Here is a 15,535-nt window from a genome sequence, read left to right on the forward strand (position 1 = left end):
TGAAAAAGAAAGAAAATGAATGCATACAATTACAAAAGGAAGTGTATTACCATGACCGTTGCAGGACTGGAAACCAAGCAAGAAACTGATCATGATATTTACCAAACGTCCACTATGCTTGCTCTATTAGATGGTCTTTATGATGGAGTTGTTGCCTTTGAGGAGCTGCAAAAGCACGGGGATTTCGGAATTGGTACCTTTGATCAACTGAATGGCGAGATGATCGCGTTCGATGGTGAATTTTATCACTTGCTTCCAGACGGTACGGCCCATCGCGTAAAACCGGAAGAAACTACTCCGTTTTCCACCGTCACCTTTTTCCGCGAAGATTTCACATATACTATTGACCATCCCATGCATCGTGAAGAGCTGGAAGCTTTGCTGCTAAAGCTGTTTCCAAGCCGTAATCTGTTCTATGCCTTCCGTATGGATGGCACTTTTCGTGAAGTAAAGACACGTACTGTGCCTCATCAAGTGAAGCCTTACAAACCATTTATCGAAGCAACCAAGTCACAGCCTACCTTTACTTTTAATGACGCTTCCGGCGTGATCACAGGCTTTTGGACACCTGCTTATGCCCAAGGGATTGGAGTAGCCGGATTTCATCTCCATTTTATTAATGATGAACGTACTGGAGGCGGGCATGTTTTTGATTTTGTTGTCGACAAGTGCACAATCCGTATTTGTCAAAAATCCAATCTACATCTTGTGCTGCCCGATACACCAGATTACTTGAAGGCTAATTTGTCCAGAGTAGACTTGGAGAAAGAAATCGCTGTTACTGAAGGTGCACAATAATTACGCATATAGCTCATCAAGGTACGGTCTCTTAGCTAGACAATAAAAAAGCAAAAGATCACAGTCAGAAAATGAGGCTACTGCTCTCTGACTGTGATCTTTTTATGTAGGCAATATATATACACAATGCCGCTTATGCTCTCACTCCGGCCTACTTATTCCTCGATCTGGTCTAACTTATCAGCATAATATTGAATGGCACGGGAGTACTCCTGTAATGTTATGTCTGCGGTCGTTTCAGCCAACTCCATGAGCAGCCCCTCCATGGCCTTCCCGTGTTCCCCCAGATTATATAACACCATAGCGTAGAATACCCGAAACGGTCTGTAATCCGGAAATTCATTCATTCCTGTGTCCAACCACGCTTTCGCCTTGGCGTAATCCCCTAATACACGATATGTACTGCTTAATCCTAGGATGGCTCCTCTCCTGGAATCTGCGGCTAGTGCCATACCTAGGCTTTTTTCATAAAAGGGAACCGCCTCCCTTTCCATGCCCAATACGTCGTGCGTCCAGGCTGTCTGATACCATAACTCCGCTTCTTTCGGCTCCTGCTCAAGGGCCTCTAATAAAAGCTCACGTGCTTCCATTGCCTGTCCTGTACGTCTTAGATCGCTGACTTTTGCAATCATTTGTTCCATGCTAATTCCCCACTTTTTTCTTGACTATTTCCTTGAGATACATGTTACCCGACATTTGAATACGATGTAAATGGAGATTCTCAAATATAATGAAGCGCACAAAAAGACTCTCCGCTTAGGAGAGTCGTTATAGTCCGTTGTTACGACTTATTTAACCTTCAACGATGCTGTACTCAATATTCCCGCTACACGTTGCGTGTCGAAAATACGGGAAAGCTCCTCCACTGCTGTCAAGTACAGCAGGCCGTTGCCCTCCATCTTAGGAGAATTGCCGAGTGGAATTGTGCGTTTGATGAGTTGGGCGTATAATTCCGGTTCGGTGAGATCACGCTCAAAGCTCGCATTCGCCAACTGCTTAATCAACGCCAATGCACCTGCTACGTGCGGAGTAGCCATCGATGTTCCGCTAAAGGTCGCATATTTCCCGCCCGGAACTGTGGACAAAATATCTTCTCCTGGTGCAACCAAATCCACCTCATTATTAGAATTACTGAACTCTGAGGCGTGTCTGTCAAAGTTGATAGCACCTACGCTGATCACTTCATTATAGCAGCCAGGGTAGCCGAGCTCGTCCGTTCTGTCGTCACCGTCTCCCTCATTTCCAGCTGCACAGATGACCAGGATTTGGCTGGCTACAGCCTTTTTTACTGCTTCATGAAGCTCAGGCACATCCTCAGGGCCACCAAGCGACATTGAGATGATGTCTGCCTTTTGCTCAATCGCATAATAGATACCTTGGATGATCCAGTCATATTGACCGGAGCCCTGCTTGTTTAGCACTTTGATGATGAGCAGATCTGCCTCTGGGGCGACACCTACGACACCATTCTCATTTTCCGCTGCCGCAATGGTTCCTGCCACATGTGTACCGTGACCGTTGTAATCCTTGAAAATTTCCGGATCACCTTCGTCATCATCCGTGAAATTGCGGCCACCAATAATGCGTGCCTTCAGATCCGGATGGTCCGCATCACAGCCCGTGTCCAGTACCGCCACCTTTACTCCTCGGCCTCGAGTCTGGTTCCATACCGCAGGTGCCTGGATCATCTCCACCCCTCGCGGTATTTCATTCACTTGTTGCTCCTGCTTGATCACTTGGTAAGGAATGATATGCACTTTACGTTCCATCTTATTCCCTCCTTCATGGATTCAATTGGAAACCATCCGTCTTTGAAACTTTGAAAACCTCTACTGCATTCGAGGTTACTATATTCTAGCAATTTTTGAAAAGTTTGAACATCCCAATTTGCTTATTTTTGCAAAAAAAAAACAGACATCAACCAAATCAATTGGGAAATGTCTGCTCTAGTCCCTCTATGAGCCTTAGATTGATTCCGCTTGTAGCTCAGCCTTAGATAACAACGATTTGTGCTGCCATTTCCGGCCTTTCCAGCGTAAATAGTGAAAAATACCTCGTACCCATTCATCGCATGCATGTGCTATCCACACACCCAGAACACCATATCCCATATGAATGCCTAGCACATATGCTAGCGGGATTTTGATCCCCCACATTGAAATAATGGCCATCATTAAGGGGAACTGAACATCTCCTGCTGCTCGCAGGGAGTTAATGACCACGTGATTGAACACACGGCCCGGCTCCAGCAATATACAGAACAACAAAATCGCTGCCCCTAATTGAATGATCGCTGGCTCGTCCGTAAAGATCGCCATCACTTCATATCGGAAAAAGGATACAGCCACGATCACAGCAATCGTAATGACTAGTGACCATTTCAGGCTTCGCAAAAGTTGATGATATGCTTTTTCCTTGTCTCCAGCTCCAATCAGGCGAGCCACAATAATTTCGGTTCCCTCGCCAACGGCCATTCCAAATACCATAAAAAAGTACACAATCGTATTCGTATAAAAATGAGTTGCAATCGCTGTTGTACCCATAAAGCTGACAAATCGGGTCACCATCATTTGACTAAGCTGATAAGAAAGCCATTCCAGTCCAGCAGGAATCCCAATTTTAAGGATCGCCACCAGCTTGCTCCATTGAAGCTGTACATAATATTGGATACGAATCGGCGCACTTACACGTTTGTACAGCAGGATAAAAATCCACACACATGCGACGACGCGGCTAATAACCGTTGAAATCGCTGCTCCCGCCACTCCCATTTGCGGCAGACCAAACCAGCCGTATATGAGCAATGCATTTCCCACAACATGCAATATATTCATGCCGATGCCTACGATCATCGTATCTTTGGTAAAACCATGCGAGCGAATGACCGGCCCTGCGGTTAGCATAAGGGCTTCCAAAAAAAGCGAACCCCCTGCCAGCATCATATAGATTTCTGCATTTTCCTTAATGGTCGGAGTAATATGATAGAAGGATAGTAAAAAATCCCGGCTCACGATAAACATCAAACTCAGCGCCAGGCCAAATACCAGATTAAAGGTTAGTGCCGATGCGGTAACACGGCTTGCGTCCACATGCTTTTGCGCACCTAATAACTGAGCAATGATCACACCTACTCCAAGACCAAGCAGATTGAAGAGTATAATCGTAAATTCAATTAACTGTCTGGATACACCGACAGCCGATACAACCTCATCTGAAACATGGCTAAGCATGAACGTATCCACGCTACCCATCAAAATATGAAATAGCATTTCTATGAAGATCGGCCAAGTAATCGCGAAAACCGTCATCGTTTTAACGGCCTGCGCTTGCTTGGAGCCACTTTCCTGCGACAATGACATACTTCTGTATTCCTCCCGCTTCCGTATGTAAATCCAAATTTACCCATACATTTTTTGATAACGCTTACTTATTGGTAAAAAATCATATGTTTTTTATCATTTTTATAATATTCCAAGCGGTCCTGCAATTGTCCTGTGTGGAATTCGAACTTGTGTCCGTCTGGATCTGTAAAATAGACTGATCTTTTATCCTGTTCATTTCGCTCCCGTCCGGGCAGAATAGGGACATTAAGAGTTTTCAGCTTGTTAAGCATACTTTCAAAATCCGCTTCCGCTACTGAAAATGCAATATGCGTGTAGGAATGATGAATTTCATTTCTAGGAATATCCTCTTCCACATTGAGAGCCAACCACATTCCCAGGCAATCCAGATAAGCCAGCTTGCGTCCTTTAACGAGCAGTTTTCCATCTAGTACATTTTGATAGAATTGTATAGACTTCTCCAAATTAGACACCGAAAAGCAAATGTGATTCCATCCTTGTATGCTCATGCTTCCTATTCCTTTCAACGAACCCTGTTCAGCCAGTAATTCCATGCTTCTGTATATTGGTCTAGATCTTCCGGATGATGGCGAATGCAGGTAGCTATACGAAAGTATAATCCCTGTAGCACTTCCCTGTTCAGCTCATATTCCCCTGTCATCTCTGGACTAAGCTTATCTACTGCCGGCAAAATGGTATCGATGGTCAGCCTATCCGGTGAAGAACAAAAGGCATATATCAAATCATACAGAGGTTCTCCCACCACTGGATCAGGGTCAATAATACCTGTCAATGTACCATTTTCGGCAAACACAAAATTATGTACTCCGAAATCGCCATGAAGCAAATATTTAATATTCCGTTGCGGTGATCCGGCCACAAGAGTGTGGATGAACCGATGATTTTCTAAGGGTAAGACGTCTTGTATAATCTTTTCGGATTCTTTCGTTCTGTGGAGCAAAAAATCTCTCCATTCCACAAACGGATGATCCGAATAACCATACTTGTGTTCCTCTCGAAGGGATTTGTAGTGTGCAATGACCTCTGTCGCCAGACTGAGCAGCAAATCACCCTTATTTCTTTCACTATATTGCCTAGTGAACCCTGGCTTGAACGCATATACCAAATAACGATGCAGGGAATCTACATAAATCACTCGAGATAGCTTCTCAATCTGTGCATAGGTAAGCAAAAATTCTGCCTCGGCTTTTACAATCGCGGGATCATTTTGCTTAATGACATATCGTGGTCTGGTACCGTCCATGACAACAACCACTTCACTCGAAGTTCCGCCAGTCAGCGGTTTGAGATTTTGCATATGGCTTTCAAGCACGCCTGCTTCATACAGCTCATTCAGGATAAATTGAATGTCCATGTAAAACCTCCCTATGCATCTGATCCATAAATAATACGACAAATAATGCGGCTGGCGCTTCGGATTGCTAATCTAGCCCACCTGTTCGCCAGCCATTCTTTTCTTACAAATATATTTTTTCACGCTCCGCATAGATTTCAAGCGCCCGCTCCATCTTATGGACATAGGCCTTATCCTGACTGGTACATAGAAAAGTGACATGTCCCTCCTGCAATTGGCCCGTTGTCAACGGAGCTGCCAGTAAATTACGCTCGGACAGCACCTGTTTCAAGCGTTTGACCGTTCCCTGGCTCCCGTCAATAAGCTGAATATGAGAAGGCAGCAGTTCTCTCAAAATTTCCTTATAGAATGGATAATGTGTACATCCCAATACGACCGTACCATAGACGTCTAAGTTAAACGAAGACAGCTTATGGTTAAAATAATTGAACAATTCCGTACGGTCAAAATTCAACTGTTCGCAATATTGTACGAGCTCCGGCAAAGGCAATGAATCCACACTTCCGTGATCGTCAACTCTGGATACCAGTGCTGCATAACCAGATTGTTTTAATGTCAACGGTGTCGCCAGCACCAGAACTCTTTTACCATTGGCTCGGTTCATCTCGACCGCTGGCTTCACGGCTGGTTCCATTCCGATAATCGGAAATTTATATTCCTTCCTTAGCTCCGCCACCGCGATACTTGTAGCCGTATTGCAGGCAATCACCAATGCCTTAATATCCTCTTTTAGAATCGTTTGCACCGAAGCCTTGACATAACCAAGCACCTCTTGGGGTGTTTTCGTTCCATAAGGAACATGAAGCGTATCCGCCATGTAAACAAAATTTTCGTTTGGCAAACGTCTTAGCGCCTCAGACAATACTGTAATTCCACCCAATCCCGAATCAAAAAAACCTATCTTCAAGCTACTCACCTTTTTTCGTTCAACTATGGTGTTAAATCTTGATGGCACCATGTTCATTTCCTTCCTCGCCTATCCAAGCATACTCTTAATTAGACTTTACATTTAAATTTTACCGCAAAACTGATATTTTGCAAAAGAAACACGTAAATTTCACAGTGTAAAAAATAAAGCAGCTTTTCAAAGTAAATTTAATATAGAAGTGTTGACAGATATTATCTTTATATTGTAATATTACGTGGTAACTTACTAACTAAACTTACTTATTCAACTTACTTAGGGGGAAATAAATCATGTCTAAAGTATTATTTGTCAAAGCTAATGATCGTACAGCTGAAGAATCTGCAACAGTTAAATTGTATAACGCATTCGTGGAAAGCTACAAGTTTTCCCACCCATCTGATGAAATCACTGAGCTGGACCTGTTCTCCGTCGAGCTTCCTTATCTGAACGCTAACATGATCAACGGCACGTTCAAATCCGCAAGAGGCATGGAGCTGAACGCAGAAGAAGCTCGCCTGGCAAACATCGCTAATGGTTATCTGGATCAATTCTTGGCAGCAGACAAAGTCGTATTTGCTTTCCCGCTCTGGAATATGACGATTCCAGCTGTACTGCACACATACATTGACTACCTGAACCAAGCTGGTAAAACATTCAAATACACTGCTGAAGGTCCTGTAGGTCTTGTAACTGACACTAAAGTAGCCCTGTTGAATGCAAGAGGCGGCGTTTATTCCGAAGGGCCTGCTGCTGCTGCTGAGATGTCTTTGAACTTCATGAGCAACATCTTAACCTTCTTCGGTGTTAAAGACATTGTGAAGGTTGTACTGGAAGGACATAACCAAGCTCCTGACCAAGCACAAGAGATCGTTGCTTCTGCCGTACAACGTGCAGTAGACGCAGCAAAATCGTTCTAATTATATATATGAAAAAAGAGGATGTCCGCACCCTTTACGGGATGGAAATCCTCTTTTTTTTTGCTACAAAATACAAAAACACGTGCTCCCCTGATCTGTGATCAAGTAAGAAGCACGTGTCTGTATGAGCTTACCTCTATTTAAGGAATGAACTGCTGCACGATTTTTACAACCCTACCGTCACGAAGCGTAACATGGTATGGAAATTGGCTGAGGTCCAGAACATCCTTTTTAGCAAAATCCTTCTCAAACTGTGCCAAAGGAATGGATTCGTTCCATTGCACGTCTGTGTCTTCTATATTCCCTGTGTGGTCATAAATCTGCACCTCTACCGTAGCATCTGGTGCAACCTGATACACGTCATTTTGTACGGAATTGTTTACGATGTAGTAGCCATCCGGCGCTCCATCCAATCCTGTATTTCCTTCATGCTCCACAAATGCTTTGTCTGCTGCTGCGCCTTCGTACCATTCAATCGGGTCTGCTGACAAATAAATTTGTCCATCGCGAATGTCCATTTGGTTTATATATACGGTCTCCTGATTTTCAGCAGCTGCTACAGGTGTGTAGCCTTGCGCTGTTGCCCCTGCCGTCGTAATCAGCATCATCATCAAAGTCAATACGGTCCATTTCGAAGCTAATTTCATCATGTCTGATCTCTCCTTGCCGTTTGGGTATGTACACGGTGTCTGTAAGCTTCATTACCCTTGTGTACCTATCATAAACTTTGAACGGTTAAAAAGTGTATCAGATACATAAAAAATAAGTTACGATTTTTTAAGACTTGGTCTTAAAACTTGATGACATGTCCTAATTTACCTTTGTTATTTTAGTAATCCCACCTGACGTGCCTGTTCCTCGGTGAGAATAAACTCTTCATTATGCCATACCTCGTCCTCTTTGGTTACAGCAAACATCCCCATAATCTCTGTCCAGATTCCTTTGTCGGCGGCTTCCTTTTGTGTAATGATTATTTTCATATGAATCCCATCCTCCTCAAGAATGCGTGCAATGTGTAGCCCACTGCGCAAACAGATGGTTTCTCCGATCGCTACTCCAAATCCAACTGCCCGCTTCGTTACTCAGCTTATCCTTGCCATTATCATCTTTCATGAATTTGTCCAAAACAACAACGATCTAACAAACTGATACCAATACTCAGACTAAAATATATCTTTTCGTTTCAAAGCTCCAACCCTTATATATGGGAGCCACAGTGCTTGTCCTAAATTGCAAAAGGGATAACTGTTCCGCTTATAACATATGTACCCTTTTCCCACCGAGATTATTCGTATTTTATTTATGATCTTAAAACTTTATATTACTTCCGTGGGTAATGATCTATTTGGAACGACTGGGTATAAAATAAAAACGGCTGCAGTTATCCTACAAGCCGTTTCTACTAATAAATTTTTATGTTTGGTCCGTTCTCGTAGCGGTCACGAGCCGCATACCGTTACTTCAATAATTCTGATGTTTTTGCCCTATTTTTACACGGAAAAGTAAAGAGGCTGTACGCATACAGGCTTGGACACAGTTACTTGTTGTCCGTTATAGGTCAAGCGGCCGCTTGCCTTGTCCACTTTGAAGGTAACAATATTGTTGGTGTCGCGGTTAGCCACGAGCATATAATCACCATTAGGTGTCAAAGCAAAATGACGCGGATGCTCGCCTTCAGCAGATACATGCTCCACTAGACTCAGCTTGCCTGTTGCAGCGTCTACAGCGTACACTACGATGCTATCATGTCCACGGTTGGAACCGTAAAGATAAGCTCCATCCTGTGAGATCGCAATTTCTGCAGTTGTGTTTTCGCCAGTAAAGTCAGACGGCAATGTCGGTACACTCTCCAGCTCAGTAAGCTTACCAGCTTCTGCATCATATGCGAAAGAAGTAATGGAAGAATCCACTTCGTTAATAACAAAAGCAAATTTACTGTTCGGGTGGAACGTCAAGTGACGTGGACCTGCACCTGCATGGGTTTTTGTTTCACCGTGCAGCACCAGTTGCCCTTTGCTGTCATCAATGGTATAAATACGGATCAGATCCAGTCCAAGATCTTGTACGAACAGGAAGCGGCCGTCCGGGCTAAAGAAGCTGGAATGTGGATGTGGACGATCCTGACGCTCAGGATGCGCTCCTTTGCCCTCGTGCTGTTTAACATCCAGCAACTCACCGATACGTCCGTCCTCAGTCAGAGACACCAGCCCTACCATACCTCCGTGGTAGCTGACCACAATCAGGTAACGATCGGATGGATCACGCTGAATGTGGCAAGTTGTGGAGCCTATGTTTTCCGCACGATTTAGCAATGTAAATGTGCCTTTAACCGGGTCAATTTCAAAAGCAGAGGCTTCGCCTACCTTCGCTCCTGCAGCGGAAGTTGTCTCGCCAATGGAATACAGCTTCCGATTTTTAACGTCCACATTTAGGAATGTAGGATTTTTTAAGCCGGAGAACTCATCCTGTAGTGTCAGGGCTCCTGTCTGTTCATTAAAAGTATACGAATAAACTCCGTTACCTTCCAATTCGGCGTAAGAGCCTGCGAATACGAGCAATTTTTGTTGTGCTGTCATGGTTGTGTCCTCCTTGGATTAAAAAAATGATGGGCAATTGGAATGATTGCTCCTGTTACAGATATTGCTTTAAGAGGCGCGCTCCACCACAGGCTCTGTAGACAATGCTACATTTCCTGCTACGGCACGCGAGATCATGCATGAGGTTTCAGCCTGCTCTGCAAGGCGCAATGCTTGTTCGATTTGTGATTCTGCTGCATCGACGGACAATAGAACTCGTGGACGATGCACGATTCGGCGATATGTAAAAATGTTGTTCGTTACATCGACGATCCCTTCCGATTCCAGTGCCAGTGATACCACCGGGAGACTGGCACGCTCCATCATCGCCGCCAAAGTAATCAGATAGCAGGTAGCAGCTGCACCGAGCAGCATTTCATCCGGATTGGTGCCCACACCAGGGCCTCCCATCTCAGCTGGAATCGAAATCGCTGTTCGCAACTGTCCGGCCTCAATACGCCCGTCGCTGTTGCGCCCCCCGTTCCAGTCTGCCTTGAGCAGAAAGGTATGCTCCATTTCAGGTCACTCCTCTCTCTTGTATTATGAATCTTTACACAGGTGAATGTAAAGGTTAGTCAATCTCCTGATTTTTAGTTTCGGTACCCAGCAACCATACAGCAGCTGCTCCGATCAGGATCGCTACGAAGAAAATCGCAAAGATAGATGGTAACGCTATGCCTTGTCCTACGAGTATACCAACCACAAAAGGCCCGATTACGCCCCCAATACGGCCAAATGCAGCTGCCATACCCACACCGGTAGAACGGGCAGACGTTGGGTATAGCTCCGGGGTATAAGCATACATGGCGCCCCATGCACCGAGATTAAAGAAGGACAAGCAGATACCAGCAGCCAGCAACATCCCCGCCGTTTCCGAAGTTCCAAACCAAATAGCGGACACTGCTGTGAGCAACAAGTAGATAATTAGTACAAATTTGCGACCCAGCTTTTCAATCAGATAGGCAGCGGTAAAATAACCTGGTAATTGTGCAAGTGTCATGATTAGGACATACTCAAAGCTTTTAACCAGCTCAAACCCTTTCATAAACATTATGCTTGGCAGCCACAGGAACATGCCATAGTATGAAAATACAACTGTAAACCATAAAATCCACAGCATTAGCGTAGACTTGCGATGGGGTCCGGACCAAATCGCAGCCAAGCGTGCACGTAACGGAAGTTTGACGCTTTGCTGTTTGTATCGCGGTGAATCCTCAATAGCTCTGCGCAAATAAAGAGCGTACAGGGCAGGTACTGCGCCGAGAATAAAGGCAAGCTGCCAACCATATTTCGGAATAACAAAATAGGCAATAAGAGCCGAAAGTATCCAACCTGCCGCCCAGAAGCTTTCCAGCAGCACAACCGCTCTCCCTCGTTCTTTCACAGGCACTGATTCTGACACCAGTGTCGAAGCAACAGGCAATTCTCCACCTAAGCCTGCGCCAGCAATAAAACGCAGCACCAGCAGCATACCGAGACCTGTAGCCAAAGCAGACAAGCCACTGGCAATGGAAAAGATCAACAGGGTCCACACTAATATAGCGCGTCTGCCGTAACGATCTGCCAAAATCCCTGCCAAAGCAGCCCCAAATACCATTCCTATCGAATTCATTGCAGTCAGCAGACCAATCTGCTCTGATCCGAGATGCCACTCCTTAGCTAATGCTGCGACTATAAATGAGAGCAGCCCCACATCCATAGCATCAAACAGCCAGCTAAGTCCTGCGCTAAACAGCAATTTCCTTTTTTTGGCTGGTGGTAATGAAGTTAATTCACTCATGATCCGCTCTCCCTTAAAAATGCATCGTATGTAGACGTATATTCAGGTGTCTTGTCACCTGTAGCCCAGCATCTATTGTACCGCAAGCTTCCTGAATCTGCGAGCTTTATAATACAAAAAAAACGGAAGATTGCCTACGGCAATTCTCCCGCCTTCTGGAACCTGCCACTTACCGGTTTTGGACCAGACCGATGATCGTCACCATGAGCACCAGCAGCTGGATGAGTGTATCGTTACTCATTCCAATCGCCTCCATCCCATATGAGATACTCCTTCGGCAGTTTCCCCTCTCCCCGGATTATGACGCTTGTTCCCCACTACATACCTATGCAGGTGGCGGGAAGCTTATGATCAATATTAGACACAAATCTTCAAACATACATTTAAGGTTTAATCCAGGACCACTGCAAATCCATTTCCTGAATGCATTCACGACTATCATGTTCATCATTGGCCACCAGCGGGGTCACCGGATAGATGCTCATATCACCTTGCTCATACGTGCGCAATAAAGGCAGCAGCTCATCAATGTTCTGAAGCGACGGATCTAGCCATGAATCTATTTGGTCTACTTCCAAAATAGCGGGCATACGGCTGTCAAATTCACGTATATCCGTATTAGCTTGAACCGTCATCATCGTACAGGTGCGTAACGGTTCCTTTCGGCTATCCTGCCATATCTCATATAGCCCCGCGACCGCAAACATTTTCTGTTCCGGCAATACCACTCGGACGGCACACATGCGTTTTCCTAATTTTCGCCAATAATAAAATCCATTGCACGGAATAATACAGCGACGGGTTTCCGCCATCTTGCGATAACTGGGATTTACCCGAACGGTATTCAGGTCTGCATTGACACAATCCTTGCCCCAATAGGGAATAAATCCCCAGCGAAATTCATCAAGCACCCGTTCTCCATCCTGATGCAGCACGATTGGAACATGCTGGGTGGGACTCATGTTATAACGTGTTTTATAATAATACATGACACGTTGTATACCAAAATGATCCCTGACCTCATCCAAATCTGCCGATAACGAAAATCTTTTGCACATATGCAATTCATCCCTCCGCCTTTTTTTACCTATTGTGCGGATATACAAGGAAAAATATGCATAAGGAAGAATTTTACAAAAATCTGATACTCAAAAACATATAGCAATATCCCCGCAGTCATGAAGCTACGGGGATAGATACTAACTTATATCGTTATTACTTCTTCTCTACAGCGTGGCCGCCAAATTCATTGCGCAGTGCAGCAACTACTTTTCCGTTGAATGTATCGGCATCCAGCGAACGGTAGCGCATCAGCAAGGACAAGGCAATGACCGGAGTTGCTGCCTGAAGATCCAGTGCTTCCTCAACTGTCCATTTACCTTCGCCGGAAGAGTGCATAACCCCACGGATTTCGTCCAGGTTTGCATCTTTGGAAAATGCGCGTTCTGTCAAGCCCATCAGCCAAGAGCGGATAACGGAACCGTTGTTCCACACACGCGCTACTTGTTCGTAATCAAAGTCAAAGTTACTTTTCTCCAGCACTTCAAAGCCTTCACCGATGGATGCCATCATGCCGTATTCCACACCATTGTGAACCATTTTCAGAAAATGTCCGCTACCGGATTTACCTGCATACAGATATCCATTTTCCACCGCTGTATCGCGGAAAATAGGCTCAACAACTGCCCAAGCTTCTGGATCGCCACCGATCATATAACAAGCACCGTTGCGCGCGCCTTCCATACCGCCAGAAGTTCCTGCATCCATGAAGCTAATACCATATTCTTTCAGACGGGCATGGCGAGCAATGGACTCTTTGTAATGAGAGTTTCCGCCTTCGATAATGATATCTCCTTTGGACAACATCGGTTGAAGCTGATCCAGTACAGAATCAACAATTTGGTGAGGAACCATAATCCACAGCACTCTAGGGGATTGAGTTGCTTGCACAAGCTCTTCCAAAGTAGAAGCACCCTTAGCTCCATATTCCTTCATTTCTTGGATTGCAGCTGCGTTGACGTCATAAGCCACAACTTCATGCTTATGATCGATCAGGTTTTTTCCAAGATTCAAGCCCATTTTTCCCAAACCAATTAATCCTACTTGCATTATAAAGGCCTCCTGCCGTAGCAAATATATATTTTGTATACACTTTTTTATGTTGGGTTAAGCACGAACGACTGCTTTTTCAGAGCTTTCGGACTTTTCGTCCAACCACCATGTAAAGCCTTGCTCTTCCAACAATTGATCTGAAGCTTCTGGACCGTAAGAGCCTGCCGCATACGTGTGAAGCGGAACTTCACCACGAGCAAAGGCTTCAAGTACAGGTTGAACCCACACCCAAGACAGCTCCACTTCGTTCCAATGAGCAAAAAAGGTGGAATCGCCGCGCAGCGCATCATAGATGAGGCGTTCATAGGCTTCTGGAACATCCTTGGCCTCAGAATGATAATTCATCAGAACCGTCTCCAGCTGGCCATTGTTCAGCGGATCTCTACTGTTCAGACGTAGCGTTACCTTTTCATCCGGGTTAACATGGATGATCAGCAAGTTCGGGTCTGTAGGCTGCCCTTGAGCAGCATAAGGATCTGTGTTGTCCTTTTTAAATTCCACGACGATACGAGTGGATTTTTCTTTCATGCGTTTGCCAGTACGAATATAGAACGGCACACCCGACCATTGTTCATTATCAATCCAAAGACGAGCTGAAATGAACGTATCATTTTGCGAATCAGGTCCGATATCCGGCTCTTCTTTATAGGATGGAACTGCTTTTCCGTTGATTTCACCTTCGGTATATTGTCCTCTAACTACGTTGGATTTAATATCGGAAGGATCGAGGGCACGAAGCGCGTCCATCACCTTACTTTTCTCGTCCCGCACCTGGTCAGCTGTGATATGTCCCGGTTTGTCCATCGCCGTCATCATCAGCACCTGCAGCATGTGATTTTGTACCATATCACGAATAGCACCGGAGTGATCGTAGTATCCTGCTCGCTCCTCTACACCTACAGTCTCAGATGCGGTAATTTGCACATTGGCAATGTACTGGTTGTTCCATATCCCTTGAAGCAATGGATTAGCAAATTTCAAGGCTTCCAGGTTTTGAACCATGGGCTTACCTAAGTAATGGTCAATACGATAAATCTCATCCTCAGCAAAGGTTCTGCTCAGGCGATCATTCAGCTCACGTGCCGATTCCAAATCATGTCCAAATGGTTTTTCAATAATGAGTCGTTTCCAACCCTTTGTTTCAGCTAAACCACTTTCCCGAATATTGTGGGCAATCACATCAAAAAATTCCGGTGCCACCGATAAATAAAACATGCGGTTCCCCGGAATTCCCAAGTCATTTTCACGTTGCTCAGCAAGCTGTAGCAGCTTTTTATAATCTTCCGGGTGGTTAACGTTCAATGCGCTGTAACGGAAAGCACTTAAGAACTGATCCATCTGTGCACGGTCTTCATTCACATGTCTGGAAAAATCCTTAATGGATTGCTCTACATTACTTTGAAATTGCTCGTCTGCCACTTCACGACGCCCCATCCCAATTACAGAAAAGGAAGCCGGAATTTTACCTTCTACAAACAAATTATACAAGGCAGGGTAAATTTTGCGTTTGGCCAAATCCCCTGTCGCTCCAAATAAGACAAATGTCATTGAATCCATGAAATATTCCTTCTTCCCATTATAAAAGATGAGGTTATTAAAAGTTACCTGAGGAATTAACGTAACCCATAATACACCCAAAATAAGGGGCAAGTCAATCAAATTTTAGCGAAATCGTGAACATTCGATATATCCTGTAATGATAACGTTTTCTGTGGTATGATTGACGTTA

The 15,535-nt window shown here is 44.8% G+C and carries 16 protein-coding genes; 2 read left to right on the forward strand and 14 right to left on the reverse strand.

Annotated features, from left to right (window positions below; all coding sequences use genetic code 11):
- Window positions 1-51 precede the first annotated feature (51 nt).
- Window positions 52-798, forward strand: coding sequence for an acetolactate decarboxylase (gene budA / locus G7035_RS24340; protein WP_016821069.1), 747 nt, complete (start codon window positions 52-54; stop codon window positions 796-798).
- A gap of 155 nt (window positions 799-953) precedes the next feature.
- On the opposite strand, the gene G7035_RS24345 is transcribed toward budA, so the two are convergent.
- The 6 genes from G7035_RS24345 to murI all read right to left on the reverse strand — a co-directional run bounded on the left by G7035_RS24345 (window position 954) and on the right by murI (window position 6,472).
- The gene (locus G7035_RS24345; RefSeq protein WP_019687058.1) at window positions 954-1,439 is read right to left on the reverse strand and encodes a tetratricopeptide repeat protein; all 486 of its coding nucleotides are present in this window, start codon (window positions 1,437-1,439) and stop codon (window positions 954-956) included.
- A gap of 147 nt (window positions 1,440-1,586) precedes the next feature.
- The gene (locus G7035_RS24350; RefSeq protein WP_019687057.1) at window positions 1,587-2,567 is read right to left on the reverse strand and encodes a S8 family peptidase; all 981 of its coding nucleotides are present in this window, start codon (window positions 2,565-2,567) and stop codon (window positions 1,587-1,589) included.
- A gap of 195 nt (window positions 2,568-2,762) precedes the next feature.
- The gene (locus G7035_RS24355; RefSeq protein ID WP_019687056.1) at window positions 2,763-4,157 is read right to left on the reverse strand and encodes an MATE family efflux transporter; all 1,395 of its coding nucleotides are present in this window, start codon (window positions 4,155-4,157) and stop codon (window positions 2,763-2,765) included.
- 68 nt (window positions 4,158-4,225) lie between these two features.
- Window positions 4,226-4,648 carry a metallothiol transferase FosB gene (fosB, locus tag G7035_RS24360; RefSeq protein ID WP_017428341.1) on the reverse strand — a complete coding sequence of 141 codons (423 nt, stop codon included), beginning with the start codon at window positions 4,646-4,648 and terminating at the stop codon, window positions 4,226-4,228.
- A gap of 14 nt (window positions 4,649-4,662) precedes the next feature.
- Entirely contained in the window at window positions 4,663-5,514 is an 852-nt protein-coding gene (locus G7035_RS24365; RefSeq protein WP_016821063.1) for an aminoglycoside phosphotransferase family protein, read from the reverse strand.
- Between the two features lie 103 nt (window positions 5,515-5,617).
- Entirely contained in the window at window positions 5,618-6,472 is an 855-nt protein-coding gene (murI, locus tag G7035_RS24370; protein WP_017428340.1) for a glutamate racemase, read from the reverse strand.
- Between the two features lie 239 nt (window positions 6,473-6,711).
- On the opposite strand from murI, the gene G7035_RS24375 reads away from it, so the two are divergent.
- A complete protein-coding gene (locus tag G7035_RS24375; RefSeq protein ID WP_019687055.1) occupies window positions 6,712-7,338 on the forward strand; it encodes an FMN-dependent NADH-azoreductase in 627 nt (208 codons plus the stop codon).
- 140 nt (window positions 7,339-7,478) lie between these two features.
- Here the strand turns inward: G7035_RS24375 and G7035_RS24380 are convergent, their stop codons facing one another.
- The 8 genes from G7035_RS24380 to zwf form a co-directional block, all read right to left on the reverse strand.
- Entirely contained in the window at window positions 7,479-7,988 is a 510-nt protein-coding gene (locus tag G7035_RS24380; RefSeq protein ID WP_019687054.1) for a hypothetical protein, read from the reverse strand.
- A gap of 174 nt (window positions 7,989-8,162) precedes the next feature.
- Window positions 8,163-8,318, reverse strand: coding sequence for a hypothetical protein (locus G7035_RS24385; protein WP_019687053.1), 156 nt, complete (start codon window positions 8,316-8,318; stop codon window positions 8,163-8,165).
- Between the two features lie 510 nt (window positions 8,319-8,828).
- Entirely contained in the window at window positions 8,829-9,914 is a 1,086-nt protein-coding gene (locus tag G7035_RS24390; protein WP_019687052.1) for a lactonase family protein, read from the reverse strand.
- A 69-nt stretch (window positions 9,915-9,983) separates the two neighbouring features.
- The gene (locus G7035_RS24395) at window positions 9,984-10,430 is read right to left on the reverse strand and encodes an OsmC family protein (protein WP_019687051.1); all 447 of its coding nucleotides are present in this window, start codon (window positions 10,428-10,430) and stop codon (window positions 9,984-9,986) included.
- 55 nt (window positions 10,431-10,485) lie between these two features.
- Window positions 10,486-11,694 carry an MFS transporter gene (locus tag G7035_RS24400; protein ID WP_016821055.1) on the reverse strand — a complete coding sequence of 403 codons (1,209 nt, stop codon included), beginning with the start codon at window positions 11,692-11,694 and terminating at the stop codon, window positions 10,486-10,488.
- A 383-nt stretch (window positions 11,695-12,077) separates the two neighbouring features.
- Window positions 12,078-12,752: an SOS response-associated peptidase gene (locus G7035_RS24405; protein WP_017428335.1), complete on the reverse strand. Its 675-nt coding sequence runs from the start codon at window positions 12,750-12,752 to the stop codon at window positions 12,078-12,080.
- 157 nt (window positions 12,753-12,909) lie between these two features.
- Complete coding sequence (gnd, locus tag G7035_RS24410; RefSeq protein WP_016821053.1) at window positions 12,910-13,803, reverse strand: phosphogluconate dehydrogenase (NAD(+)-dependent, decarboxylating); 894 nt, start codon at window positions 13,801-13,803, stop codon at window positions 12,910-12,912.
- Between the two features lie 57 nt (window positions 13,804-13,860).
- The gene (gene zwf / locus G7035_RS24415; protein WP_016821052.1) at window positions 13,861-15,363 is read right to left on the reverse strand and encodes a glucose-6-phosphate dehydrogenase; all 1,503 of its coding nucleotides are present in this window, start codon (window positions 15,361-15,363) and stop codon (window positions 13,861-13,863) included.
- Between the last annotated feature and the right edge of the window lie 172 nt (window positions 15,364-15,535).

This window comes from Paenibacillus polymyxa (assembly GCF_015710975.1).
GTDB classification, from domain to species: domain Bacteria; phylum Bacillota; class Bacilli; order Paenibacillales; family Paenibacillaceae; genus Paenibacillus; species Paenibacillus polymyxa.